The organism is Lacibacter sp. (genome assembly GCF_035299325.1).
In the GTDB taxonomy this organism is placed as follows: Bacteria; Bacteroidota; Bacteroidia; order Chitinophagales; family Chitinophagaceae; genus Lacibacter.
On record NZ_DATGWT010000020.1, the window covers coordinates 62,445 to 89,141 of the forward strand.

General features: G+C 40.9%; 18 protein-coding genes. 3 read left to right on the forward strand and 15 right to left on the reverse strand.

The window, feature by feature from the left end; genetic code table 11:
• Nucleotides 1–25: 25 nt before the first annotated feature.
• From VK159_RS11835 to leuC, 3 genes are all read right to left on the reverse strand, one after another.
• A complete protein-coding gene (locus VK159_RS11835) occupies nt 26–1,549 on the reverse strand; it encodes an alpha-isopropylmalate synthase regulatory domain-containing protein (protein ID WP_324230346.1) in 1,524 nt (507 codons plus the stop codon).
• Nucleotides 1,550–1,564: 15 nt separating this feature from the next.
• Nucleotides 1,565–2,161 (reverse strand): 3-isopropylmalate dehydratase small subunit, encoded by a 597-nt coding sequence (gene leuD / locus VK159_RS11840; protein ID WP_324230347.1) that lies wholly within the window; start codon nt 2,159–2,161, stop codon nt 1,565–1,567.
• Nucleotides 2,162–2,274: 113 nt separating this feature from the next.
• Nucleotides 2,275–3,681: a 3-isopropylmalate dehydratase large subunit gene (gene leuC, locus VK159_RS11845; protein WP_324230348.1), complete on the reverse strand. Its 1,407-nt coding sequence runs from the start codon at nt 3,679–3,681 to the stop codon at nt 2,275–2,277.
• A 150-nt stretch (nt 3,682–3,831) separates the two neighbouring features.
• Here leuC and VK159_RS11850 point away from each other — a divergent pair, with 150 nt between their 5' ends.
• On the forward strand, nt 3,832–4,707 hold the full coding sequence (locus tag VK159_RS11850; RefSeq protein ID WP_324230349.1) for a LysR substrate-binding domain-containing protein: 876 nt from the start codon (nt 3,832–3,834) through the stop codon (nt 4,705–4,707).
• A 78-nt stretch (nt 4,708–4,785) separates the two neighbouring features.
• Here VK159_RS11850 and VK159_RS11855 read toward each other — a convergent pair whose 3' ends face one another.
• Nucleotides 4,786–5,211: a hypothetical protein gene (locus tag VK159_RS11855; RefSeq protein WP_324230350.1), complete on the reverse strand. Its 426-nt coding sequence runs from the start codon at nt 5,209–5,211 to the stop codon at nt 4,786–4,788.
• Nucleotides 5,212–5,355: 144 nt separating this feature from the next.
• On the opposite strand from VK159_RS11855, the gene VK159_RS11860 reads away from it, so the two are divergent.
• Together VK159_RS11860 and VK159_RS11865 are read left to right on the forward strand one after the other, a co-directional pair.
• The gene (locus VK159_RS11860; protein ID WP_324230351.1) at nt 5,356–6,453 is read left to right on the forward strand and encodes a Nif3-like dinuclear metal center hexameric protein; all 1,098 of its coding nucleotides are present in this window, start codon (nt 5,356–5,358) and stop codon (nt 6,451–6,453) included.
• A 91-nt stretch (nt 6,454–6,544) separates the two neighbouring features.
• Nucleotides 6,545–7,297 (forward strand): zinc ribbon domain-containing protein, encoded by a 753-nt coding sequence (locus tag VK159_RS11865; protein WP_182805032.1) that lies wholly within the window; start codon nt 6,545–6,547, stop codon nt 7,295–7,297.
• Nucleotides 7,298–7,420: 123 nt separating this feature from the next.
• Here the strand turns inward: VK159_RS11865 and VK159_RS11870 are convergent, their stop codons facing one another.
• From VK159_RS11870 to VK159_RS11920, 11 genes are read right to left on the reverse strand one after another with little or no spacing between them, the layout of a single operon-like run.
• Entirely contained in the window at nt 7,421–9,145 is a 1,725-nt protein-coding gene (locus VK159_RS11870) for an alkaline phosphatase family protein (RefSeq protein WP_324230352.1), read from the reverse strand.
• 26 nt (nt 9,146–9,171) lie between these two features.
• Nucleotides 9,172–11,199, reverse strand: coding sequence for a M60 family metallopeptidase (locus VK159_RS11875; protein WP_324230353.1), 2,028 nt, complete (start codon nt 11,197–11,199; stop codon nt 9,172–9,174).
• Nucleotides 11,200–11,246: 47 nt separating this feature from the next.
• On the reverse strand, nt 11,247–13,004 hold the full coding sequence (locus tag VK159_RS11880; RefSeq protein ID WP_324230354.1) for a DUF4983 domain-containing protein: 1,758 nt from the start codon (nt 13,002–13,004) through the stop codon (nt 11,247–11,249).
• Nucleotides 13,005–13,035: 31 nt separating this feature from the next.
• Nucleotides 13,036–14,703 carry a DUF5008 domain-containing protein gene (locus VK159_RS11885; RefSeq protein ID WP_324230355.1) on the reverse strand — a complete coding sequence of 556 codons (1,668 nt, stop codon included), beginning with the start codon at nt 14,701–14,703 and terminating at the stop codon, nt 13,036–13,038.
• 57 nt (nt 14,704–14,760) lie between these two features.
• Entirely contained in the window at nt 14,761–15,474 is a 714-nt protein-coding gene (locus tag VK159_RS11890) for a hypothetical protein (protein WP_324230356.1), read from the reverse strand.
• Nucleotides 15,475–15,493: 19 nt separating this feature from the next.
• The gene (locus VK159_RS11895) at nt 15,494–17,050 is read right to left on the reverse strand and encodes a RagB/SusD family nutrient uptake outer membrane protein (RefSeq protein WP_324230357.1); all 1,557 of its coding nucleotides are present in this window, start codon (nt 17,048–17,050) and stop codon (nt 15,494–15,496) included.
• Between the two features lie 24 nt (nt 17,051–17,074).
• Nucleotides 17,075–20,245, reverse strand: a complete 3,171-nt coding sequence (locus VK159_RS11900) for a SusC/RagA family TonB-linked outer membrane protein (protein WP_324230358.1) — start codon at nt 20,243–20,245, stop codon at nt 17,075–17,077.
• Between the two features lie 44 nt (nt 20,246–20,289).
• Nucleotides 20,290–21,342 (reverse strand): DUF5007 domain-containing protein, encoded by a 1,053-nt coding sequence (locus VK159_RS11905; protein WP_324230359.1) that lies wholly within the window; start codon nt 21,340–21,342, stop codon nt 20,290–20,292.
• 40 nt (nt 21,343–21,382) lie between these two features.
• Nucleotides 21,383–22,069 (reverse strand): hypothetical protein, encoded by a 687-nt coding sequence (locus VK159_RS11910; RefSeq protein WP_324230360.1) that lies wholly within the window; start codon nt 22,067–22,069, stop codon nt 21,383–21,385.
• Nucleotides 22,070–22,121: 52 nt separating this feature from the next.
• The gene (locus VK159_RS11915) at nt 22,122–23,699 is read right to left on the reverse strand and encodes a RagB/SusD family nutrient uptake outer membrane protein (RefSeq protein ID WP_324230361.1); all 1,578 of its coding nucleotides are present in this window, start codon (nt 23,697–23,699) and stop codon (nt 22,122–22,124) included.
• Nucleotides 23,700–23,729: 30 nt separating this feature from the next.
• Complete coding sequence (locus tag VK159_RS11920) at nt 23,730–26,636, reverse strand: SusC/RagA family TonB-linked outer membrane protein (RefSeq protein ID WP_324230362.1); 2,907 nt, start codon at nt 26,634–26,636, stop codon at nt 23,730–23,732.
• Between the last annotated feature and the right edge of the window lie 61 nt (nt 26,637–26,697).

Consider the following 26,697-nt stretch of genomic DNA (forward strand, 5'->3'; position numbering starts at 1 on the left):
AGGTTTACTCATTACTCATCACTCATTAAATAATATTCAACATTTTTTGTGTAGCCTTGATCGCAGAAACTGTTTGATCGCTGTCAAGACCTCTTGTTTTAAATTCCTTACTGTTATGACTCCAGGTAATAATGGTTTCGCACAAAGCGTCACTCTTGCCGCCGGGAGGAATACGCACAGCATAATCAGTGAGCTGTGGTAGTTCTATTTTCTTTTGCGTGTAAATTTTCTTCAACGCATTCATGAACGCATCGTACTGTCCATCGCCTTGTGCATGTTCTTCAAATGTTTCTCCATTAATATTCAGATGAAGTGTAACTGAAGGACGAAGATTCTTTGAATGTGTCAATACATAATTCTCAACCTTTACTTTATCCTGAATGGAATTACTGTCGAGCACATCCGAAAGAATGTAGGGCAAATCAGCTGGTGTTACCACTTCTTTTCGATCGCCAAGTTCAATGATACGCTGTGTTACTTTTTTCAAATCTTCATCGCCAAGCTGAATGCCTAACTGTGCAAGATTATTTTCAATATTTGCTTTACCGCTTGTTTTGCCCAATGCATATTTCCGTTGCCGACCAAAACGTTCCGGCATCAGATCACTGAAATATAGTTTATTCTTTTTGTCACCATCTGCATGTATGCCCGCCGTTTGTGTAAACACATTTTCTCCAACAACTGGTTTATTTGAAGGAATACGAACACCTGAGAATGTTTCCACCAACTTACTTACTCCGTACAGTGATTTTTCAACTACTGATGACTTAATGTTAGGCATAAAATCGTGCATCACTGCAATAGCACTGGCTAATGGTGCATTACCTGCACGTTCGCCCATACCATTTACCGTAAGATGTAAACCATGTGCCCCTGCTTTCATTGCCTCGAGCACATTCGCTGTCCCAAGATCATAATCATTATGACCATGAAAATCAAAATGCGTATCGGGATAACGTTGTACAATTTCAGAAACAAAATCAAACACCTCAGATGGTGTTAAGATGCCGAGTGTATCGGGCAACATCACACGCTTCACCGGTTGCTTTACAATAAAATCGAGGTATTGAAAAACGTATTCTTTTGAATGACGCATTCCATTACTCCAATCTTCGAGATATACATTGCTTTCAATGCCTTTCTTTTTTGCCAGCTTGATCACCTCAGCAATTTCAGCAAAGTGTTGCTCCGGTTTTTTCTTGAGCTGATGTGTAAGATGATTGAGCGAACCTTTGGTTAACAAGTTGGCCACTTTTGCACCTGCTTTGATCATCCAGTCAACAGAAACAGTTCCATCAACAAACGTGAGCACTTCTACCCTGTTCAACAAACCATTTGCCTTCGCCCATTTCGTGATTTTTTTCACTGCATCAAATTCTCCTTCCGATACACGAGCCGATGCAATTTCAATACGATCCACTTTCACTTCTGTTAACAGCAGTTGTGCGATCGTTAATTTCTCCGATGCAGAAAAGGATACTCCGCTGGTTTGTTCACCATCACGAAGTGTTGTATCCATTATTTCAATGTAACGCTTGTTCTGGGGCATGTTCGTTTTGGGTGCTTAGTATAAACTCTTTGATGCGAAACCTTTGATCTCATCTTTCATCGATTGCAGGTAATCAATATCATCGAAACCATTGATCATGTTATGTTTTTTATAACCGTTGATGTCGAACGATTCTTTTTCACCTGTTGCAACAATGCTGATCGTTTGCTCCGGAAGATTTACTTCCAGTTCTGCTTTTGGATCGGCTTCAATTGCTTTGAAAATTTTATCTAAAAATTCAGGACTGACTGTTACAGGCAAAATACCAATGTTGAGTGCATTTCCTTTGAAGATATCAGCAAAGAAACTTGACACCACGCAACGGAAACCATAATCGTAAATAGCCCAGGCAGCATGTTCACGGCTACTACCGCTGCCGAAGTTTTTACCACCCACCAAAATTTTACCGGAGTAGATAGGATTGTTCAACACGAAATCCTGTTTCGGTGTACCGTCACTGTTATAACGCCAGTCACGGAAGAGATTATCGCCAAAACCTTCACGCTTGGTTGCCTTTAAGAAACGTGCAGGAATAATTTGATCGGTGTCCACATTCTCGATCGGCATTGGAACCGCTGTACTTTTGAGGACTGTAAATTTATCGTAAGCCATTTTTAATTTCTGATTTAGGATGTATGATTTATGATTTTTTGATTCTGTGAGTTGTAGTGCATTATCGGAATTCAGACATCATAAATCAGACATCCTACATCCGACATCAGCCATTAGTTCATCAACTCTCTCGGATCAGTTACTACGCCTGTAACAGCAGCAGCGGCAGCTACCAACGGGCTTGCAAGCAATGTTCTTGCACCGGGACCCTGACGACCTTCGAAGTTTCTGTTACTTGTACTTACTGCATATTTACCTGCAGGAATTTTATCATCGTTCATCGCCAAACATGCAGAACAACCGGGCTGACGTAACTGGAAACCTGCTTCAATTAATACATCAAGAATACCTTCTTCTTTAATTTGTTGCTCCACAATATGTGAACCCGGTACTAACCATGCGGTAATATTATCTGCTTTCTTCCTTCCTTTTACAATACTTGCAAATGCTCTGAAATCTTCAATGCGTCCGTTGGTACAACTTCCTAAGAACACATAATCAACCTGCTTGCCAATGATTTTTTCATTTTCAGCAAAGCCCATATAAGCGAGTGATTTTTTGTAAGAAGCTTCCCCATCTTTTACTTCAGAAGCTACGGGAATAGAATGTGTAATACCTGTACCCAAGCCAGGATTTGTACCGTAAGTAATTTGCGGTTCAATTTGATCTGCGGTGAAATTCAACTCCAGATCAAACTTTGCATCCGCATCTGTTTTTAATGTTTTCCAGTAAGCCAATGCTTTATCCCATGCTTCCCCTTTTGGTGCAAGATCTCTTCCTTTTAAATAATTGAACGTTGTTTCATCAGGAGCAACCATACCTCCACGTGCACCCATTTCAATTGAAAGGTTACAAACTGTCATACGTCCTTCCATACTCATGTTCTCAAACACTTCTCCTGCAAACTCAATAAAATATCCGGTTGCACCGCTTGCAGAAATTTGCGAAAGAATAAACAAAGGCACATCTTTCGGAACAACACCTTTACCTAATTTGCCATTGATAGTAATGCGCATTTTCTTTGGCTTCGGCTGCATAATACATTGAGAAGACAACACCATCTCAACTTCTGAAGTACCAATACCAAATGCAATAGCACCAAATGCACCGTGTGTTGATGTATGAGAATCACCACACACAATCGTCATACCCGGAAGTGTGATCCCATTTTCAGGACCAACTACGTGCACAATTCCATTCTTTGGATTTCCCAATCCCCAATGCGAAATACCATACTTCGCCGAGTTTGTTTCCAACGCTTTCAACTGATTCGCAGAAAGTGGATCCTGCACCGGTAAATGCTGGTTGATGGTTGGAGTGTTATGGTCGGCTGTCGCAAATGTTTTTTCAGCGAACATCACTTTCAGTCCACGATTTTCAAGTCCTAAAAATGCAACAGGACTTGTTACTTCATGAATAAAATGACGATCAATAAAAAACACATCAGGACCATCCGGAATGCTGCGTACAACATGGGAATCCCAAACCTTATCGAACAAAGTTGTTGGCGTATGACTCATATTCTTTTGTATTAGAAGGATGAAAATTTGCGACCAGATCAGCAATATGTTACAATCAATCGCTTATTACAGCCCAAATGTATTTTTAAATCCTAAATTTGTATAACTGTATTTTTCTATCACTTCAATCGGTAAAACCGATCGATCATTATGGAGCTTCGCCAACTACGTTATTTTATCAGGTCAGCAGAACTGCTCAATTTTACTGAAGCGGCTCATGCTTTGTATATCAGTCAGAGTACTTTGAGCCAGCAGATCAAGCAATTGGAAGATGAATTGGGGATGCCTTTATTCGACCGTATCGGTAAGCGGGTGCGTATTACCGAGGCCGGGAGCTTGTTTTTACCCTATGCCCGGCAAACGATTGCCGATTCAGAAAGCGGTCGCTTTGTAATTAATGACTTGAAAGGAATTAAGACCGGTGAACTGCGGATTGGCGTTACCTATGGTTTGTCGGCATTGCTCACGCCGGTGCTCATCCAGTTTTCTGCACAATACCCCGATGTAAAGATCATTGTTGAGTTTGGCACGTCAGAAGATTTGCTGGATAAACTCAAATCGACAAGAGTTGATTTCCTGCTTTCTTTTTTGGAGTTGCAGGATAATGATATGTTTATTTCGCAACGCTTGTATGAATCACCGCTAACGTTGGTAGTGCATCCATCGAACCCGATCGCTGATAAAAAAACGGTATCAATAAAAGACTTGAAAGATATTCCGCTGGTGCTGCCGGCAAAAGGATTTCATACCCGTCATTTTTTAAATGAAGAGCTGGCGAAAAATAATGTGCAGCCAAATATTAAAATGGAGTTGAATGATATTAATACACTGCTGCAATTAGTGGAGACGGGGAATTTTTGCACCATCATGACGGTTGCTGCAGCTAAAGGAAGACAGACTTTAAAAACCATTCCTATTAAAGGATTAAACATCATCAGCCAGGCCTCTATTACATGGCCGAAAGACAGCTATCGAAAAAAAGCTGCATTGGTATTTACAGAGATGATACAGAAGCAGGTGAAGTGATGACGATCTGCACAAAACTATCTGTCAAACGAAAAGCGCTTCCAATTGAAAGCGCTTTTCGTTTATTAATTATGATTTTTATTTCTTAGTTAATTCTAATTTTACCAGTTTACCATTGATGATTTGTTCGGCTTTCACCCAAGTCCAGTTACTGTCCTTCATTTTCCAAACACCATCTAAGCGTTGTAAAGTGGAGGTTGCATTGTCAGGGTAATCGGCCATGATGGCAATGTTCACCCGATCTTCATTCCATGTGCCGGTTGATTCAGTGGTTGCATTTTTAATTGCATCAACTTTACGGTCGGTTTTAAACTGAAACTCGTAACCATCAAACTCAGGTTTGTAATCTGTAGTGCCATCGGTATAGACAGTTACGGTCCAACGACCATCGGTCATTGCTTTTACAATTAATGTTTCGGCTATTTGTTCCTGGGTACGCTTAATGGCTTTTTTACAGCCGACAAGCATTAAAAAACTGAAAGAAAGAATCAATAACTGCTTCATAGATTTCAAGTTAACGGGGTTTAAAAATACAATTTGTTTTGCTGATTTGGCAACAGTATAAGTACGCAAAACTCAAGCATCGGGTTTTCAACCGGTTAACCTCCTCTTACAACGCTTCATTCTGAATTATCTTATTTTTACTACATGCAAATTGGAGACATCGTTCGTTTTCTGGAATCACTGGCCCCGCCATCCTTACAGGAAGGCTATGATAATGCGGGACTTCTTACCGGTTCACCTGCCTGGGAATGCACAGGCATATTAGTAAGCCTTGACGCAACAGAAGAAGTGATCCTCGAGGCAAAAGAGAAAGGGCTCAACATGGTAGTGGCCCACCACCCCATTGTATTCAGCGGATTAAAAAAGATCAACGGTAAAACGTATGTGGAGCGTGCTGTGATCGCTTCTATTAAATATGATATTTCTATTTATGCCATCCACACCAATCTTGATAATGTGATTGCAGGTGTAAATGCGAAAATGGCCGAGCGTCTTGGTTTGGTGAATTGTAAAATACTCCAGCCAAAGACAGCCCTGCTTCGCAAGTTGTTCAGCTTTGTACCCGTTTCGCATGCTGAGATCGTTCGTACGGCTATTTTTGAGGCAGGTGGCGGACACATTGGTGATTACAGCGAATGCAGTTTTAATGCGCCGGGCAAAGGAACGTTTAAAGGTGGCGAAGGAACAACTCCATTTGTTGGCGAACCAGGCCGAAGACATGAAGAAGAAGAATTGAAGATCGAAGCGATCTTCCCGGCCTGGCTGGAGAGAAATATTGTTGCAGCCATGCTGAAACATCACCCTTACGAAGAACCAGCTTACGATATTGTTCAGCTTTCAAATGAATGGAACGCTGTGGGAAGTGGACTCATAGGTGATTTACCCGCCAGCATGACGCCAACCGATTTTCTCCAACTGCTTAAGGATCAATTTCAACTTAGTGTGATCCGACATACTGTTCCTCCTGCCCATGCCATTCATAAAGTGGCGCTTTGCGGAGGTGCCGGGAGTTTTTTGACTAAAACAGCACTTGCTGCGGGGGCCCAGGCTTTTGTAACCGGTGATGTGAAGTACCACGAGTTTTTTGATGCCGAAAGCAGGCTATTGCTGGCCGACATCGGGCATTGGGAAAGTGAACAGTTTACAATCGATTTACTGGCCGATCATTTGAGCGGGAAATTCCCTACCTTTGCCGTCCTCAAAACTGCTGTGAAAACGAATCCTGTCGAGTATTTCAGATGATTAGAAATACAAACGTACAAGAGAGTGACACAACAAGTGATGAGCAAGGCCTTACCGCCGGTACCAAAAACAAAAAACTTCAAACACAAATATGGCTACTACAAAAGAGTATTCTGTAGAAGAAAAACTGAAGGCACTCATTCGTGTGCAAAAGATCGAAAGCAAACTGGATGAGATCCAGATCCTGAAAGGTGAATTGCCGATGGAAGTAAAAGACCTTGAAGATGAAATTGAAGGTTTGAATGCACGTAAGAACCGCATTGAAGAAGAGATCAACGGTATCCAGGAATTTATTCAGAGTAAGAAAGATGCGATCCTTGAATCGCAGGCGTTGCTTGTTAAATACGAAAAGCAAAGTGAGAACGTAAAGAATAACCGTGAGTTTGAAGCCATCAATAAAGAAATTGAGATGCAGGGTCTCGAGATCAAACTTTCTGAAAAGCATATCAGAGATGCAAACGAAGAGTTGATTGAAAAGAGTGAAGTGCTTGAAAAAGCAAAGAAGGCAATTGCAGTAAAAGAAAAAAACCTTGAACACAAGAAAGGTGAATTAGATAAGATTGTTGCTGATACTCAAAAAGAAGAAGATCAATTACGTTCTTTGGTAAATGGTGCTAGAGAAGCGGTTGAAGACCGTTTGATCGCAAGCTTCGATCGTATCCGTAACAGCTACCGCAATGGTTTATCAGTAGTGCCTATTGAGCGTGAAAGCTGTGGTGGTTGTTTCAATACCATTCCTCCACAACGTCAGAGTGAAATTAAACAACACAAAAAGATCATTGTGTGTGAAAACTGCGGTCGCATTCTTGTGGATGCAGACCTGAATGATTCAGTTGAACCATAATTGACCTGTTTAAATAAGTAAAAGCAGCAATGTAATTCATTGCTGCTTTTTTGTTTAGCACCCTGCACGAAACAACAAAGCCTTTCTTACGAAAGGCCTTGCTGTAATTTTCTATTTGGTTGCTTACAGTTTTACAAACTCTTGCTCGTATTGCTCAAGCCACTTGCTTCCTTCCAATCCCCATGAAGGCAGGATATTCAGTTTTAACCAGTACAAACTTGTTACTGTAACATCAACCGACTTTAAAAACAAAGCAGCTTTCCCTGTTGTAGGTTGAAAAGGAGTTACACTGCATGGAACTTCAGAATAATTATCCCATGTAAAAGACCCTTGCAAAACAAAATCCTTATTGACTGCGCCAGGAGCTTTGTTCAGGAAGCGGCCGCCAAATCCATCGCCGCAAGGCCAGTAACCAATAAGATTAGCGTAACGGGGATGTTGTGTAATATCTTTTGAACATTGCAATGATGCAACTTCAGCATCGGAAAGAGCTGTATTAAAGATCATACAATCTGCAAAGCTTACCGTAACAGCACCCATGCCGGGATCTGTTCCCCATCCCATCGTAAGTGGCGAAGGACTGGTAACTGTACCTCGTGCTGTAATATCTGTATGATCGATACGCAAACCATCTGTATAGCGAACTGCCCAGCGCTTACTAGCACTATCCATAAACTTAAATGTAACTGTGTGCCATTTGTCGTCAAATACTAAAGGTGTTGTCCCTTGAATACGTGATTCACCTGACCCTCTTACACTGAGGCACCATATACCGCTTGAGTTGGTGAATAATGACCAACCTGTAGTACTCGCAAACCGTTCCATTTTTGAAAAGAAATGCGGGTATTGTGTACGTGTGGGAGATTTCATTTTAACTGACACTGTTTGTTGCGCCAGGCCGGGATTATAAAGTCCACCATCATCAGGTATGCTTGCACGAATGACAGAGCTGCCGGTTCCTTTCATTGCTACACCTGAAAAACCGGAACGCACAAATTCTAATGGTTTAAACTTTTCGTGATAGAATACAGAAAAGCTGTTTACTTCACTTGCAGTTGGTCCTCCGTAACTGTTACCCACACCGCCATGTGTGCTTGTAACAATTATCAGCCACTCTTCATTTTTATCGTATCCCGGACGAGCCTTGAGTGCTGTTAGCAGTTCACCGATATATGCATCAATTCTGAGTGCTGCATCTTTATAACCAACATTATCAGCAAGGAATGCGCCGGCTTTACCCGCAATGGCAACTGAATTAAAATTCACCACCATAAAATCCGGGTTACCAGTTTTGATACGTTTGAGTGCAGAATCTTTTACAGCAACATCATCGGCAGCAACTACCGGATCAAGTGCTTCGGGCACCAGCTTTTCAACCATTGTACGCCAAGGTGAGATAACTGCAGTTCGCATATCACTTCTTGGAGAAGACAAGATGTATGAAAAGATAGATGGAAAATTTGGAACAGATGAATGCTGCGGATCATTAATACTTTGCGAATAGATAAACGTGCTGTCTTTAATTTTATGTCTTGAATAAGAAACACCAGTCATCAATGTTTTCCATGAGGCAGCATCTGTACTTACTTCATCGGAAACACCTTCCCATGTATACTTACTTTTTGCCAACATACTTTGCAATATGGGCAAACTCATTTTTTTGTATTCAGTTGCTACAGCACCATCAATACCAATCAGCAATACTTTTCTTGCTGCCGGCTTTGTTGTATCTCCAGGTTCTTCAAAATACGGTGGAGGATCAGCATAACGTTTACAGGATGCAAACAGCATGATCATGATTCCTGCTGTAGTAAGTAAGAGACCAATATGCAGTTTGTTCTTTTTCATATTACGTGTTTGTCGCTGATGGAAGATTAAGGTCTTACAATATTAATTTCTGAAAGTGCTGAGCTGTTACCCGTTGGATCGTTATCGGAAGTAGCTGCTATTATATACCGGAAATACCTGGCCGTAACATTCGCAGTTAAATTAAAACTCTGCAATCCTTGCTGGTTCAATAATGTCATGGCTCCGGTAATTGTGCTTGCACCGGGTGCAAACGTTACAGGCGTCCAGTTAATGTTATCATCACTAACCTGTACTCGTATATTTTTAACACGTGTTGCTGTGTTTGCACCACTTTGCCTCAACGCTGCCGAAAATCCTTTGATGGTTGTTGCTGTTGCCATATCAACAGTTATGGTGTACTGCGGCGCTGTCGGTCCTGTACCGGTTCCATAATTACTATGCCAGTAAGTTGTGAATGAACCATCAAACGCATGCGTAATAACGCCTCCGCTTGATCCCTCGTTTGTTGCCCATGAATTAACAGTGGGCACCCAAACGCTTCTTGGATCAGCCTGTGTATCACCACCGGTTTTTGTTAGCGGATTGTATTTCCATATTTCCTGAAACGACAGAGGATAAATAGCTCCCATTTTATTTAAAGAAATAGTACTGATTGTTATACCCCATGCCCTGAAAAATGCACGCATATCTTTGCGTGTAAACTCACACAATGTTTCATACACAAAATCACGTTTGTTCTGATCGGTTAATGAGATCCTGTTTGAACGTCTAGCTTTTTTGTATAGCTCTGTTATAAAACTCCATCCATCTGGCTGACCAGGATAACCCCAGTTAGCAGGAATCTTACTCATGATCTGAACGAATGGTGTTAAACGTGCAAACGGATCATTGATGGCTGCATCTGTTCCATCAAAATTTCTTGTACCAACAGCTGAAGAAGCCCATGTAATAGCAGCAGGTATTGCTGTTGCCAATGCAGGATGTTTCGGAGGCCATGATGATGGGTTGACTGCACTCAAGCGGTTTGCAACTTTAAAGGAGAAGAAGTTACAGGTTGTTTCTCCTAATGTACTCCAGCTCCAGTATGTACCCTGTTGGTTGTTATGTCCTAACTCATGAAACACCCCCCAGTTACCACCACCATTAATGGCACTTACATTACCAATGCCATCGAACCAACTGTAATCATTTTGTACAACGATGGGGAATCCCGAGTGACCATAACCAACCACAGGTTTAATATCCATTACAACTCTCCATGGAAGAAGTGGTGATTTGTCAATCGATTCAACAGGATTTTCGCTTAACCCTTCCCATTGGTAATAATCAAGATTTACAATATCATCCCAATCCTGCATTGCTTTTTGAATATCAGCAAATGGTCTGTCGATGCAATACTGACGAGGTACTACAAAGACCATATTAGCGCTTCTCAATTCCAGCCATGGCACGCATGACGAACGTATCTGCGTTTGCCATTCGTTCTTATCTGTAACACCCAATACAAAATCAGGCGACTTCACCACATTGGTGAAAGACAAGTTTACCGGCGTTGTAATTGGGCGACCTGCGAAAATATAAATATGACCACCGTACAAATTCCTTAAATAGTTTCTGCCGGGATTTAACTGGCTGCGTGTATAAATCACAGGATCACGTGGTGCATTTTGAATAACAGAAAGATTATCAGTCCATGCACCAATTTGTACAGAAAGTGAATATTCATTCTGCGGCACATCAATGATCACCAACTCACCGGGAGCAGCATACAAACCCGTGCTGAATTGAGGACTTGGCGGAACAGAGATACGCAACTCATCCTGCACATGATTGTAGTTTAAATTCATTGCAAGATCAACCTTGGTTCTTGGCTCCGATGCGCAAACCAAACCGGGGAATACTCTTGCCTGTGCATACTTACTAGCATCAACATTTTTAATACTCGTATCAATAGTAATGCTTCCTGCATTTGCACCGTTGCCCGGCGTACCATCTTCAAAATCGTATGCATATTTTTTTCTGCATGCTGTTACTATTACTGAAAGCAACAGCAGGCAAACCGATAATCGTTTAACAAGAATAACAGAATTCATGTTTGTTCGTTTTATTGTAACTAGTTTCATTAATCGTTCTTATTTTATCAACCTCCGCTTACATCGCTATAGGTAGGTATCCAGTTTTTACCATCTAACCCCCATGAAGCAGGAACAGTAATACCAAACCATGCAAAAACCTGCACCGCAACATCTACTGAATTAGGAACTGTTTTGTAAACAGGTTCACTAACAGGAGGACAAACATTTGCATTAAGATCATTAAAGCTTCCGGGTGAATATGCTTCAAGTGTGAAATCACGGCCAAAAGGAGACAGGTCACGCATTTTAAATACAGCATTGTCATTTATTACCGGGAAGCCGGGCCAAAAACCAACCAGGTTGTTATAATACTGGTTAGATGGTTCGATGCTTGTTGTGCAATAGGTATTAGCAATATAATTATCAGGCAACGCCACATTATAATACCTGATATCAGTTATATGGTAATTATTGAGACCCGTTACATTATCAGGAGGAAGATTACCTATTGTAAGTGGTTGAGGGCTGTTGAGGTTTCCATAACTTGTAATATCTCTTGTAGCAGCAGCAATACCGGGATACATTATTCCATCCGTATAAGTATAAACATTCCTTGCAGCTCCTTCTTTTCTTACTACAACAGTAAGTGTATGCCACTGACCATCGGCAATTACATGTCCACGTATCTGTCGGTTACCTAAACCTGTTTGACCGAAATTGACCATCCAATAGTTAGCTTCCAGGAAAAATACCCAACCAACAACACCACCTGAAAAAGATGCACGCTTTGATACGATTGCCGGATAATAATAATTACCGGCAGGTATCTTCACTTTACATGAAACAGTCATTTCACCTGTTGTTCCAATATCAAATGCTGTTCCGCCACCCAACACTTTAGCTCTGCGGTTTTGTGCTACTGCACCTGAGTAAAGCGGAGCAGTTCCTGTATACGGAATAAGTGCACCGGGTTTTGTTAAAGCCTTACTGTTAAACCGTGGATTAAAACAAAAGAAAAATGTGTTGTGTCTTGTGTCTTCAAACGCCGACCATGAACCTGATGGATTATAAACCGTATTGCTTCCTTTGTTTGAAGTAATGATCACCATCCAGTTTTCTGTTTTAAATGCAGGACGGTTTTTTAATGCAGTTAACAGTTCACCAATGTATGCATCGGTTCTCAGTATCGCATCTTTATAAGTTGTTGAACCAACTGTGTAAGATGAAGCTGCACCTGCTTTATCAACATCATGAAATTGTGCCAGCACCAGGTCGGGGTTTTGTGTAGTTAATTCGGCTTTTACCGCTTCTTTTACCGCTGCATCATTTTCATTGAACGATTCGCTTTTTGTAGCATCTGCTGCAAGTTCAGCAGCAATATTGTTTGATGAGAAGAATGCAGTTGTTCTCATACCTGGCCTTTGTTGTTTGAGACGTGTAAACAAAGAAGGATAATCTGCAAAACGGTTACCGCTGAAATCTGCACCCGTAACATTGTGTTTATTCACCTTTACACCTGTGAGTAAGTTTGACCAACCCAATGTATTTGTAACATTCACGTTATCATAATCGTTCAATGCATCCCAGGAAAAAATGGAATAATCTACAAGGCTGTTAAGCACGGGTGGGTTCGATACCTGCACTTGCGTACCTACTGCACCATCAACCACTATTACCAATGTTTTTGGATTAATGACTGCTGTAGAATTTCCAGCACCTGCATTTGCTTCCAATGGATTTGGAAATGATTTATTACAGCTTGCTGCAATGAACCCTGCCGCCGCAACGAGGAATAAAGCATTTAGATATTTCAAACGTATCATAATCTTATCAATTAATTTGTTAAGTAACCTGTTAGTTTTCCATTCGGAGTTTTACAATATCTGCAACGGTTTTACCATCGAACCTGTCGAAATCACCAACGAGAATTACACCCGGTGTTCCGTTAATAACGATCTGTACAAGGTCATTAATGGTACCCCTGAATAAACCTGTATTGTTATAGCCAAGTGCTAAAGCACCATTGCTTTCAAGTACCATAAAACCGGGGCGAACAATAGACTTATCTGGTGTGGTGATATAATTGTAGTTGTAATGACTAAAGCTGCCTGCAACAATAATTTTTCCATTATTCAATTGTGCGGCAAACGTTGGAATACCACCTGTTGCTTTTCCAAAACGGAAATTTGTATCAGCTGATCCATCAGGATTGATCATAACAACACCGTTAGCATCCTGACCGTTATATTTTTTGAAATCACCAACAAGCAAAAGTTTATTGGTGGTTGCATTATACCTCACTTTATTGATGGGTCCATCAGCTCCAACTCCACCGGGATTAAACGTGGCATCAACCAAACCGTTAGTTGGATTAATGCGGGTGATATAGTTTGTGGTTGTTCCGTTATATGTTGTAAAGTTTCCAACAACAATGATCTTACCATCGTTCAGTTGCACTGCATCATAAATAAAACCGTTGCCACCTTCATAACCTTCTTTGGTTGCATAGTTGAAGTTGAAAGAAGAATCAAATGCACCGGTAGATTTCATGCGTATCAACTGGCGGACTTTTACAATATCAACAAAAGGACCTGTCTTTGTTGATCGTTCATAAAACGTACTAACATGGCTTGAGAAGTTTCCAACCAATGTAATATCACCTGTAGATGAATTAAGAAACATTCTGGTAATTCCTCCCGTTGTTCCTCCATTTAATGAGGGCACTGTTGCCTGTCCGTCATTGGGAAAATTAACAGGGTCTGGATTAATCAAATCAACAACCTGAGTTTCCAATACACCAGCTGATGTTAAACGGGTAATATTATTAATGTTACTTGTGGTATCGTAACTGCCAAACGAACCTGCAAGCAGGTATTGACCACCGGGCTGCTGAATAACACTGGTTAAACTTCCTGATACTCCCGTTTTACCAACCTTCATTTGATCAGCTACTGCTTTGTAAGCACAGTTGAGGTCAACAATTGCCATACCTGTAATGGGGTTAGCTGCTGTGGCGCTGTTCTGGTAATTACTGAAACGGCCATAAAGGAAATAAGAAGTATTGTCAGAACGCAGGAAGATGCCATTGATCTCGCCATTTGAAACATACGCATCTGTATTAAAAGAAGCATCAATTGAAAGCTTTCCTTTAATGGTAAACGTTGGACCAAAATAATACTGTCCGTTAATGAGTACGTTTGCTGCACCTGTGCTTGCTCCCAAAGGAACCTTTACAGTAATTGCATTTTCTTCAACTGATATTATTTCTGCTTCGGTAAGATGAACAAAGAATTTAAACTGTCCTTCCTTGCCTTTTAAACCTGTTACATTAAACTTTACAACAGAACCTTCGCTGCCAATTGCAGGATAAGGGCCACCTTCAAGGAATTTCACCAACACAGCAGGAGGATCGGGATAAATATCTACGGGCTCAACCTTCTGTTTTGAGCATGAACCTAAAAGTACAGCTACCAAAAAACAACTGATTGCTCCCAGGAATATTTGTCTGTTCTTTCTTGTCATTGCTGAAAAATTTTTAATCGTTTGCTTTATCATGAAAAACGCTTACGCTTTTTATACTCAGTAAATAATGCCTTTGTCAATTACATCTTCAACAAACTGGCCTGTTCCAAATCCGAAAAAGTGATATTGATAATTCAATACATGCACATACCCGTTTGTGGGTGCAACATTTACAGAAGCCACGATAGCAGGGAACCAACTGTTATAATCTCTCGGTGCTGAAACGGATGGGATGAATGAGATCATCAACTGCCTGTAACCTGCATACTTTACGCCACCGGCATCATTATAGATCACACCTATGTTCATAATGTCGCCGAGATAGGAACTATAGATCTGTCCGGGATAAGCTGATAAATTACCTGGATCGAGCTGCGGATAATCGTTCATTGAACGGGCATCTTTAAACAGGTAACGGCACAATTGCTTTTTCCATACCTCCGGCTTAATTTGATCAAGCCTTGTTACACGTGGTTTTCCCTTTGCATCCAGGTACAGATTTAAAACACGCATCGAAAGTGTAATGCATGAATCGGCAGGTGCAAAGAAGGTGATCTTTTCATTTTTGAACACATCTTCCATACCAGCAATGCGGATCACTTTCAACAGCGAATCCCACATCTGCGGTTTTGATTTTAAATAATCAAGTACAGTGCCCTGGTAATTGGGTGTATGCCTCCCCGTATCGGTGAAGTAATCTTTTTTCTGACAACCAAAGGAGATGGTTGTTATGAGAAAAGCGATGATGATGGATCGATTCATATAGTTCATCTGCTTAATTTTTTGTTTGTTATTGCCAGTAAGTGTTTAATGTCATGCCCGGATTATTCACCAATGCTGATTGATGAATAGGCCATGTCCATGCACCTGCTTTAAATTGCTCTACCGTGCAATGGTAACCGAACTTGTATGAAGGATCGATGATGCGTTTTGTCCGTACCACATCAAACCAATAGTGCCCTTCACCCAATAATTCCCTGCAGCGCTCATAAAAAATATCTGTTTTTAATTCAGCGCCTGCGCTTGTTAAAGGAGCAGCCGCAGCTCTGTCACGTACAATATTTACTTTCTCTTTTGCCTTAACATCGTTACCAAGATTTGCTAATGCTTCTGCGTGTAACAGAATTGCATCAGTATAGCGGAAAATGATCTGGCTTGCATCAAACGAAGTACCATCAACAGAATTAGGATCACGGTTCACAAAAAACTTCAGCATTTTAAAACTCCTGTTACCGCTGTACATGGTTGATACATCAAACCAATAATCAGTTCTTTTATCAGCCTGTCCCACGGGGTAAATCGTTTCCATGAATTTTGTATCGTAACTGATATAGGGATGTGTAGGATCGGGAGCAAGACGGTTATAGTAAACAAGATCATAGTAGTAAGACCAGCCAAACGATTCACCATAGTTGGCATTCTGCGGCACTTCAAACAAACCTTCTTTTGAACGGCCTTTAAAAATTTCACCATTGCGTTCCAATGGAAGTAGTGCGTAGGCTCCACCGTTTTCGTTATACAATTCATCACCCAATGCATCTACTGCTTCATAATATCCTTTTTCATTACCTGTATCAAAAGCAGCAAGCCACATGTTGATATGCATTAACAATGCAATAGCCGATCCTCTCATTCCACGTACAGCAACAAACACGGGATCTTTATAGGTCCATGGCAGATCATCTTTTACTGCCATCATATCTTCACGGCAATTTTTTAATACTTCAACCATTGGCATACGCTTCAATGGTGCACTATGATAGGCATCTGTGTAATAAGCAACATCACCCCATTGGCGTACCATCAGGAAATAAGCCATGTTGCGGATAAAGATGGCTTCTGCTTTGTATTGCTTTTTATCTGCGTCTGTTAATGAAGGATCGGGTACACCATCAACACGATCAACAGCAATATTAGCCGCAGCGATCACTTTATAAAAATTATCCCACTGGCTGAAACGGATCATGTTAAACACACGATACCAGTTATTACCACCACTTGGCGCATCAACAAAAAGTGCCTTGATATTATTGTTTGATAAGTTGGCAACATACGTACGTCCCCAACCGATCTCCGTATTCTCTTTTGCCATACCACCTCTCAGGTCGCCTGAAAAAGCGAAGAAGGGAAAGTTGTATTCACCTGCACTTGCTTTCATATCAAGTCTTGCAACAGATTTGCGCAACAACTCATACATGCCATTGGTATAGTTCTCCAGGTCGGTTCTTGTTTTCCAGAAATTATTTCCTGAAAGCGCATTGGGCGGATCAAGACTTAAATATTTTTTGCAACCACTGCCAAACAGAAGTAATGTGGTAATTGCAAGTATGCTGATAATACGTTTCATCTGATTTTTGTTTTTCTTTTACAATTAAAACTGAACATTTACACCAACTGCATAGCTCCGTGCATTGGGATAACCACCGGAATTATCTCTTCCTAACTGTGTAACCAATTCAGGATCGGGGCCGCTGTAATTTGAAAATGTAAATACATTATTGGCAGTTAACGTAAGTCTGCATGAGGTCATCTTAAATCTGCTGATGAGTTTTCTATCGAGGTTGTAAGCCAATACGATGTTGTTTATTTTCCAGTAAGAACCATCTTCAAGGAACAAGGTTTGGTTACTACGGAATGGTTGCATTACACCTGCTCTTCTGAAATCGAAAGGATTTGGATATTGCGCATTTACAGTACCGCTTCCTTTATCTGATGGAGATGGTTTCCAGTAATTGTATTGATCAATAGGAACCAATGCTCCCGGTGCCACACCAATTGAAGCAGGGTTACCAAAGTTTTGCATTGTTCTCGACAATGAAGCATTCAACAGATCACGAAACAGTGTGTATGATGCATTAATGTTTAACTGGAAGTTTCTGAACTGCATTTGCGAAAGAATACCGCCATTCACTTTTGGTATAGGATTACCAATGGGCAACAGATCTTTTTCATCAATAATGTAATCACCGTTCACATCGGTCCAACGTGGATCACCTCCCTGGAAATAATAACCTGTACCTGAACCCAACTGTTGACGTCTTCCTGTTGCAATATTCACCGGTACATCTGACGTGCCGGCATAAACACCCTGCGTATGATAAATGAGGTTTGATATAGCGTTACGTCCTATCCTGTAAATAACCGGAACGTCACTGCCGTTATCTCTTACTTCCTGCCGCAATTGGCGAAGATTATCAGGAAGCTTGGTAAGTATTTCACGGTTAAATGCACCGTTTACAGAGAGCGTCCATTGGAATGGCTTGCTTTGTTTAAACATTCGTACTGTAGCTGACCATTCCATGCCGTAGTTCACAAGACTAACTGCATTTGTTTGCAATTCTGCAAACCCACTGGTGTTGGCCAGTTTAATTTTCATGATCTGGTTATCGATCGACCTGTAATAAGATTCGTATGTAAGCTGCAACGCATTGTTGAATAACCCTAATTCAATACCTGCATTTGTTGATGTTTGTGTTTCAGGGAGGAAGTTCTCATTTGGGATTGTTGCATAATCAATCGTTACAGTTGGGTTATTGTTGTAAGGCAAACCAACAATGTAGCGACCATATGTATCAAATATAGTTCCGGTAGGTTTAATGTTACGTCCCCATGATGCTCTCGCAGATCCATAACTTAACCACATAACTTTCTCCAGCCATTTTTCACGGTTAAAATTCCATCTCGCACTCACAGAAGGATTTTGTGAATAAGGTTGTTTTGAACCGGTGGTTGATAACCCATCAAAACGGATATTGAAATCAATCACATACTTACGATCGAAGTTGTATGAAACAGAACCGCCATAACCATGTTGTCTTGTTTCTCTGATATTATTCAATGTACCGCCACGTGAACTTCCCCATCCATAACCTATGGGACCTGTTATCTGATCATTTGCAGTACGATCTAAACGAACAGCGTTTGCACGATAACCGTAAGAATTGATCTCATTAAAAACAAACGCATTAAAATTATGCAGGTTGTATAATGTTTTTGTGAAATTGATATTAGAACGGTTGTATAACGTGTACGTCCTGTCATTATAACTGTACGATTCTGAAGAGCCGTTACTGAGAAACGAAGGGGTAAACCGATCGGCTGTACCTGAATTAAAATTGTAACTAAGAAGGTTACCAATACGTAAACCTTTTAATGGCTCATATGAAAGATCGAGGCTGGAAGAAATATTCGCTGTCTTGTTATTATTGGTAACTCTTGCAGCAGCAAGAGCGCTGTTATTTTCAGAGAACAGTGATGGTGAAGGCAGTAACGATGAAGAAGATCCGCCACTTGCCACACCTGTTTGTATTAAACCAACACCACTGCCGTTTTGTTTTTGGCCAAGTGAACTTGAAAGACTTACAAGCATCCGCAATTGATTAGTAGGCGCATACTGTGCATTCATACTAAGCGAATAACGTTTAAAGCCCGTGTTCTGCACTATACCGTTTTCCTGGTAATAGTTAAGATTGGTTTTGTAATTGAACCTGTCATCACCACCACGGATGCTTACGTTATGCTGCTGATTATATGTTGTACGGTAAAAATAATCCTGCCAGTTTGTTGAGTTGTTGAAATAAGGATTAAGGCTATCGGATAAAAACGGGGTTTGATTGATCAGCGCCTGTGCTGCCGCAGCAGAAGTATCATAATCAAGAATGGTACGTATACGGAACAAACGTTCCTCCTTACCGCCAAGTACTTCACGCAAACGTGGTGGCGCTTTTACAAAGAAATTAGATGAGTACTGTACAATGGGCACTTTTGATTTACCTCTTCTCGTTGTAACAATGATCACACCATAGGCGGCTCTTGCTCCATAAACCGACGTTGCTGCTGCATCACGCAACACTTCCATCTGCTCAATATCTTCAGGTGGTATTAAGGCTAATGGATTGATACCGGCACCACCACTTTGAAATCCATATTCATAATTTGTATTTACATCAACGGGCACACCATCGATCACAAACAATGGTGATGTTGGTGTTAAGAAACCATCACTGCTGATATTGATGCTTGATATACCACGTAAGTTAATAGTGCCCATGCCGCCGGGTGAACCCGAGTTATTCTGTACGTTTAACCCTGCCACTTTACCTTGCAACAGTTCCACCACGTTTGATACAGGCACATCCTGTAATGCTTTACCACTTACAACAGTGCTTGAACCTGTTGCTGTTTCTTTCGTTTTTTGACGAAACCCCTGTATCACTACTTCCTGCATGGTATTATCCTTAACAGAAAGTGATATTGTTACAGATGTAGTACTGGAAAGAAATGTTTTACGCATAGCAGCGTATCCTGAGTGTGTAAACACAAGTTCAGTTCCTGCATCAATAGTTACCGTAAATGCACCGTTTGCGTCTGTTGTTGCAATGGTTTTAGAAGGCTTGGCGGTTGATACTGTTACACCCTGCATAGCAGTTTGCTGTGCATTATCTTTAACAACCCCTTTCACTGTTATCTTGTTTTGTGCATTGGCATGCACAGAAAAAAGAAGGGTGAAGGCCAGTATGGCGATACAGGGTGACAATCTCATTGCAATTAGTTTTTGTGTATTTATACTAAACATGTGTGCCTGTGTTAATCGTTGGTAAATTTTGGATTATCGTTTTTGAACGCAAACACTATTTCCCAATCGCCGGGTTCATAAATGGCGAAGTCGAGCCCCAGCAATGCATCTTCTCTTGAACCATTATAACCAAGGCGTGAGTAACCGAAACGTACTCTGGCACGGCGTCCGTCAGATGATGTAAAGCGTGTAGGTATTTCAACAGCAGGAATCGGATAAACCATTTTGTAAGTAACCCCTGTTGCTGTCATCACTTTTTCAAACCCATGAACAAGATTGTTCCAATCAGTTTCTGCAAACTTTGCAGGATCAATTGGATTGTATAATGTATCCAGGAAACGGAAGGTTAACGTATTGGTTGAAGGAACTCCAACTTTTACAATCTTGCGTATGTACACATCAATATCATTGTAAGAGAGATAGCGGTTTGTATTAGCTCCCTTTATATTAATTATAGCAGAAGCATATACTCCGTTTGTTGTTGGCTGACCTGTTGATGCATTGTAGTTAGATGGTTCATACGGACGTTCTTTCAATGGCATCAGCTTCAGGTTGCGGTAAAATCTGCGACCACCGGAGTTTGAAAGCTCCACATCAAATAAATAACCTGAATCGGGTTGTGATCTGACAAAAGCTGATTTTGCTTCCGTCCACATTGTGAATGCACCTGAGTGCGGTCCTATTTCAAATAACGGACGGTATTGCTTTTCACGTTTCGCTTCAATCTCTGCAACTGATTTTTCATTTCCATCGTATGCCTGTTTCCAAACCATCACCGGAAATACATCTGTGAGTTCCGGTGCAGGATCACCGTTTCTTCTGCGTGGGTTCACGATCTTAAAATCAGATGGATAAGTTGTACTGCCCTGGTAAAAATTATCAGTAAAGAAAGTGGTGCGGCCTAAAACCGGTTGATAAGTATCAATGGTGTATTGCGAATCGGCACCAACCGTTTCCCGTTCTTTCGGCAGGTATTTTTTGCAGGCACTTACTGCCAGCACTACTACAACTGCAACCAGGTAATAACGGCGGCTATGTACTGAATTTTTTATGCTCTTATTCATCGTTATCTTCTTTTTATAGAAAATGAGAGATTGGTATAACCTATCGTTTATTCACTCGTTTAATAAAATCGTTTCCGAAACCAAAGTCGTGTCCTGCGGGTAACAAGTGCAGCATACCGTTTGATGTTTTAATATCAACCGTAATTGTATTTACTCTTACCCAGTTACGTGTGAAGATGGAATTACGAGGATCGCTGAATGTAATGGCCTTGGGGCCACCACCTAAATAACCCGATGCATTAGTAGCAACATACTGCAATTGCATGTTGTAATCGTAGCGATACGATGCATACAGTTTGCCATCTGTAAATCCTTTTAAACTATCGGTATGTTGTAATCCCGGAATAATATATCGGCAAACAAACGTATCAAGCAAAGCAGAATCAATTGTAGCCAGAGATACCTGTGCCATTGCAGGAATAGAATCTTTACGTGCCTGGTTTATATTGAACAACGCCAGTTCAAAACTTCTGTTATTCGCAGCAAACAAGGTTATGTTGCCGCTCTTTAATGCATCAGATAAACCTGTTAAACGGTTTGCAACAAACAAGAGCGAATCATACAAGCCTGTTTGCGCAGTAAGGTATTCATACGTTGTGCCTTTGAAGGTGCCAGCCGTGTTATTATAATCGTAATAGGTTTTGTCGGTCTTGCTGCAGCTGGTTAGTGCTATCACTATCAACAAACCCGCAGCGATCAACAAATAATTTTTTCTGATAAAACTCATTTTGTGCGTTTTTACTTTTATTGAAAAAGTTTCTTTTGCTTAAACAACCCGGTTATTGCCAATAACTGTTTTGCGTGATCTTTGAATTCCTGTTCAATACTTCCTGTGCTATTGGCCAATAAACTCCACCCTTATCGATCAACTCATTAAAAGCAGGATTTGTACGTTTTAACCTGTTAAATCTTACGAGGTCGTACCATCTCCAGCCCTCGCCCATTAACTCTCTTCTTCTTTCTGCAAACACTTCTGTTAACAGATCTCTTGATGGCACCGGAGAAATGGATGCAAGCCCCCTGATACTTCTGATACCATTTAACTCCTGGTACGAAGCATCTGTTTGTCCTAATACAGCCAACGCCTCCGCACGCAGTAATTTTATTTCTTCAAGGCGTGTAAATACAATGGATGAATTGAATACTGCAAACTGTCCTGCGTTACCCACGTTACCATCCACCACTCTTATCTTCTTGAACACAGGAACTGCTGCACTATAGTTTTCAAAGTAATTGGTATAAATTGTTTGCTGCACAGAAAGGGGATCAACACCAAAGCGCTGATCGGTACCACCGTTGCTACGTGGAAATGCTGCAGCAATAGAATCTTTTGAAACATATATTTCAGGCAACTGCTTCGACATGGGATAAAGCGTTGTTGTTGCCAACGTGAGTTGTTCTATATGGCCTTCTGAAGTTGTTTCACCCATGTTGCGGTTAAAGCTGAAACCAACAAGCTGGTTGTAGTTATTATTTACACCGCTGTTAAATAATGTTGTTACAAGATTTGTGGTTGTAACCAGCGAAAGATTACTTTTTGTTGCATTGTTTACCACAAACTCTGTATAAACTGCTACATCAATATAACGGCCCTGCCATGCAGCAATATGTGCCAGCATTGCATAAGCAGCCAGTCTTGTGATTGGTGCATTTAACCATTGTGAAGAATTATAGCCGTAATAATTATTGGGAAATATCTGTGCAGGATCAATACCTGAATACAGGAAAGGAAGATTAGGTGCAACAGCGATCAGTTCCTGCTCTGCAAAAGAAAGAACTGTGGCCTGACTTGTGCGTGGCAGTTCATCGAAGCTTCCTTCTTTTGTATTGATGATGAGCGGAACATCGCCCCATATCCTTGCCATATAGAAATAAGTGAATGCACGGATAGCTCTTGCCTGCGCCACATCAAGCTTATAATACGATTCGGTATAACGTTGATCTGCTTTGCAACCTGCCACACGTTCAATAAACAAATTACTTGCATTGATCACTGCATAAAAACGACGCCAGTTTGTAACAGCTTCAATTGTCGGGAACGATGCATTGAGGTTTCCTTCAATCACTGCTTTCAGATCGGGACGATATACTGATTGAAAATCGCCGTTCCTTAATTCGCCCCACATCCAATGCGCATTGTTATCTGCAACAGCTGCACGCAGCAATCCATATAAACCAATGAGCCCGCTTCTTGCATCTTCATAAGAATCCCAATGCCCTTTTTCATCTGCCTGGCGGGACGATTGAATGTCCAGTTGTTTATTACAAGCTCCCATGAAAAGCACCAACCCTGTTGCAAGCACCAGTTTTTTTCCAATGCTCATCACCTTGTTTGTTGTTACTGACATAATCTTCATGTTTCCTGATTAGTTTGAATAATTTCTTTTTTATAATCCTACTCTTACACCGGTAATGAATGTGCGTGAAAGCGGCAAACCATAGCCTGTATAAATACCGTTGTAATTCACAAGCTCCGGATCATCACCTTTGAATGGCGTGAGTGTGAACAGGTTTGTACCTGTTACATAAAACACACAACTGGTGAATGTTTTCTTTTTATCTGCTTTTAAATTATAGCTGAGTGAAAGTGAACGAAGTTTCAGGAATGATGCATCATCGAGAAACAGATCCTGTTCAAGACGGTAAGGAACAACTGCACTCCAGGGATTGTACATGGGATAAGATGACAGATCCATTTTCTTTTCCCAGAACGTAATTTCTTTTACTGAGTTGATGTTGTTACTTGCTTCAACATTTATAAAATTGAGACGTGATGATGCATACTGGTTTAATACTTTGCGGCCAATTGCGAAATAAAACTGTGCATCAAGTGTAAAGGATTTAAACCCTACCGAGTTACTGAAACCACCACTTACTTTGGGAATATAATTACCCTTTAATACTTTGTCTTCATCGTTAATCACATCATCATTAATAACATCTACCCAACGTGGATCACCTGCAGTAAAAGGAACTCCTCTGTAGCTCGTTGCCAATCCTGTAGGAGGATAAGCTGATCCACTCCTGTTGTTTAATAATACCCAAAAGGCATCAATACGTTTTCCTACTTCGAGTTTATTATTACCAATGATCACTTCCTGCAAACCGCCGGGTAATGCAATGAGTTTATTGTTATTGTAGTTGAGGTTGAGTGCAAAATTCCAGCTGACTGTATTTGTTTCTTCAGGAAGTAAATCAGCAGAAACCGTAAGATCAATTCCATTGTTACGAACATGCATACCGTTTTTATAAGCACTGGTATAACCCCATTCAACAGGAACCGGAACCGGCAGCAACATTTGCTTATCATCCCTGTTATAAATATCAAGTGCAAGTTTTAAACGATTGCTGAGTGTTGCCAAACGGAAACCGATATTCAACTGATCGCTGTAAGCCCATGGAATACCATAGCCGATCCATCCGCTTGTATATGGTCTTGAAATACCGGGCATGCCAACATAAGAACCAAGTGTTGGTTCATTACCCCATCCCATATCTACACGATATTGTGCTCCTGCATTAAACCTGTCGTCGCTCAACAATCTACCCAAACGTGCCCATGATGCAGTTAAAGTAAATGCGTTAATGCGCTTTAGTTTTGTTTCAAATTGTTTTTTGATATCCCATTCTGCACCACTCGAGAAATTAGTGGTCCAGCGGTTATCGGGTTGCATGTTCGATGAACCATCTCTGCTGACTACTGCATGTAACTTCAACACATCATTAAACGAATAAGTAGCATTGCCTGAAAAAGATGCTAATGCCGAACGCATTTTACCCGGGAAATAATACACCCTGAAAGCAGTGGGCAACAGATAATCAGAAGCATTAGGATCACCATTGACTACGTTGATCTTTACGAAATCGTTAGGACCATTGTAGGCATATGCATAATCATACTTGTAGGTATCGGCCATAAAATTTTGTCCGGCTTCAAGCAATAACTTCTGCCTTTTGTTCACGTTTATTTTATAAGAAACCGTGTTGCTGATCACCACACGTTGATTGTAACCGAAATAATTCGATACAAAATTGTTCTTCTCTAATAATGTAGTTGGCCAGAATGCATCACGGATACCTTCGTTATAATCGAAAGCAATGCGCCCGTTATAGCTGAATTTGTTGAGATTGGCCGATAGAGCAAAATATCCCTGTATTACGTTCGAAATATTATCGTCAATAGCCTTGTTAAATTCATTGAGGTAAGAACTGTAAAGATTTTTATTGGGCGTAAGTGGGTTTGTAAGATCAGGATTATAACGTTGTTCAGCCAAACGGTCACGTATGTTACGGTTACGTGTACGTTCCATGCGGTTATACGTGATCATACTCGACACCATTAACCACTTAATAGGCGCTGCATTAATAAAGAATGAACCAGTGTAGCGGTTGATGGCTGTTTCATCAGCACTTGATGCATTTTTCGTGGCTCCGCCAAAAAAACGGAAGTTGGCTCTTTCCGATCCACCGGTTAAACTCAGATCAACATTGTACAGCGGTGTATTTTTATAATAGTTATCGATCCAGTTTGCAGGACCGTAATAATCCACGTTGGTTGAATCACGTAAATAAGGAGGATAATTAAGTCTGTCGGCCAGTGTACCAAAGCGATCGTAAAAAGGTTTACGGAAATTATTTTCGTAAGCTGCGTTTACAGGTGTAATAGAAGGAGTTTGTGCAAAACCATAATAACTGTTGATGGAAATTTCTCTGTAACCTGAATGAGCATTCTTTGTAGTGATCCAGATAGCACCATTTGTTGCAACTGGCCCCAGCTTTGCAAGCACAACGGGATCTTTTATTACTTCAATCGATTCAATGTTATCCAGATTAACAGCAGCAAGTAAATTGGTTGCAGGGCCAATGCGGTTGAAATCGTACTTCTGTATTTCATATGCAAAGGGATTATCCTGCACAAGTGGAATTCCATTGAGAAATACAGCAGCCTGCTGATCGAACAACTCACGCTTACTTAAAAGGGGTGATGAAATACCACGTACAAAAATGTTCTGTTCAGTTCCGGGTTCACCGCTGGGCTCCTGCACATATACACCGGCGGCATTTCCTTTCATCATTTGTTGCAGCGAAAGAACCGGTTGCTTCTGAATATATTTAAGCGGAACAAGATTTACTTCGTGTTGTAGTTTTACCCCGTTGGTAACCACCACAACAATGGAGTCTTTTAGAACAGAAGCGGTATCGGTTTGGGCAATTGCACCCAATGAAGTAAGGAAAGTAAAAACAGTAAGTATACACTTCCGGGCATTTGCAGCCAGAATCACTCGCTTATTCATAATTAAACAGTTAGTTAGGTTAATATCCGTTGAACAATTACCTGTGTTACGGGCAACCACT

Bases quoted from the DNA above. Each gene is read 5' to 3' on its own strand.
- VK159_RS11860 (WP_324230351.1), top strand. From the start codon at position 5,356: ATGCAAATTGGAGACATCGTTCGTTTTCTGGAATCACTGGCCCCGCCA.
- VK159_RS11915 (WP_324230361.1), bottom strand. From the start codon at position 23,699: ATGAAGATTATGTCAGTAACAACAAACAAGGTGATGAGCATTGGAAAA.
- VK159_RS11905 (WP_324230359.1), bottom strand. From the start codon at position 21,342: ATGAATAAGAGCATAAAAAATTCAGTACATAGCCGCCGTTATTACCTG.
- VK159_RS11920 (WP_324230362.1), bottom strand. From the start codon at position 26,636: ATGAATAAGCGAGTGATTCTGGCTGCAAATGCCCGGAAGTGTATACTT.
- VK159_RS11870 (WP_324230352.1), bottom strand. From the start codon at position 9,145: ATGAAAAAGAACAAACTGCATATTGGTCTCTTACTTACTACAGCAGGA.
- VK159_RS11880 (WP_324230354.1), bottom strand. From the start codon at position 13,004: ATGATACGTTTGAAATATCTAAATGCTTTATTCCTCGTTGCGGCGGCA.
- VK159_RS11865 (WP_182805032.1), top strand. From the start codon at position 6,545: ATGGCTACTACAAAAGAGTATTCTGTAGAAGAAAAACTGAAGGCACTC.
- leuD (WP_324230347.1), bottom strand. From the start codon at position 2,161: ATGGCTTACGATAAATTTACAGTCCTCAAAAGTACAGCGGTTCCAATG.
- VK159_RS11910 (WP_324230360.1), bottom strand. From the start codon at position 22,069: ATGAGTTTTATCAGAAAAAATTATTTGTTGATCGCTGCGGGTTTGTTG.
- VK159_RS11855 (WP_324230350.1), bottom strand. From the start codon at position 5,211: ATGAAGCAGTTATTGATTCTTTCTTTCAGTTTTTTAATGCTTGTCGGC.
- VK159_RS11890 (WP_324230356.1), bottom strand. From the start codon at position 15,474: ATGAACTATATGAATCGATCCATCATCATCGCTTTTCTCATAACAACC.
- VK159_RS11835 (WP_324230346.1), bottom strand. From the start codon at position 1,549: ATGCCCCAGAACAAGCGTTACATTGAAATAATGGATACAACACTTCGT.
- VK159_RS11885 (WP_324230355.1), bottom strand. From the start codon at position 14,703: ATGACAAGAAAGAACAGACAAATATTCCTGGGAGCAATCAGTTGTTTT.
- leuC (WP_324230348.1), bottom strand. From the start codon at position 3,681: ATGAGTCATACGCCAACAACTTTGTTCGATAAGGTTTGGGATTCCCAT.
- VK159_RS11900 (WP_324230358.1), bottom strand. From the start codon at position 20,245: ATGAGATTGTCACCCTGTATCGCCATACTGGCCTTCACCCTTCTTTTT.
- VK159_RS11895 (WP_324230357.1), bottom strand. From the start codon at position 17,050: ATGAAACGTATTATCAGCATACTTGCAATTACCACATTACTTCTGTTT.
- VK159_RS11850 (WP_324230349.1), top strand. From the start codon at position 3,832: ATGGAGCTTCGCCAACTACGTTATTTTATCAGGTCAGCAGAACTGCTC.
- VK159_RS11875 (WP_324230353.1), bottom strand. From the start codon at position 11,199: ATGAATTCTGTTATTCTTGTTAAACGATTATCGGTTTGCCTGCTGTTG.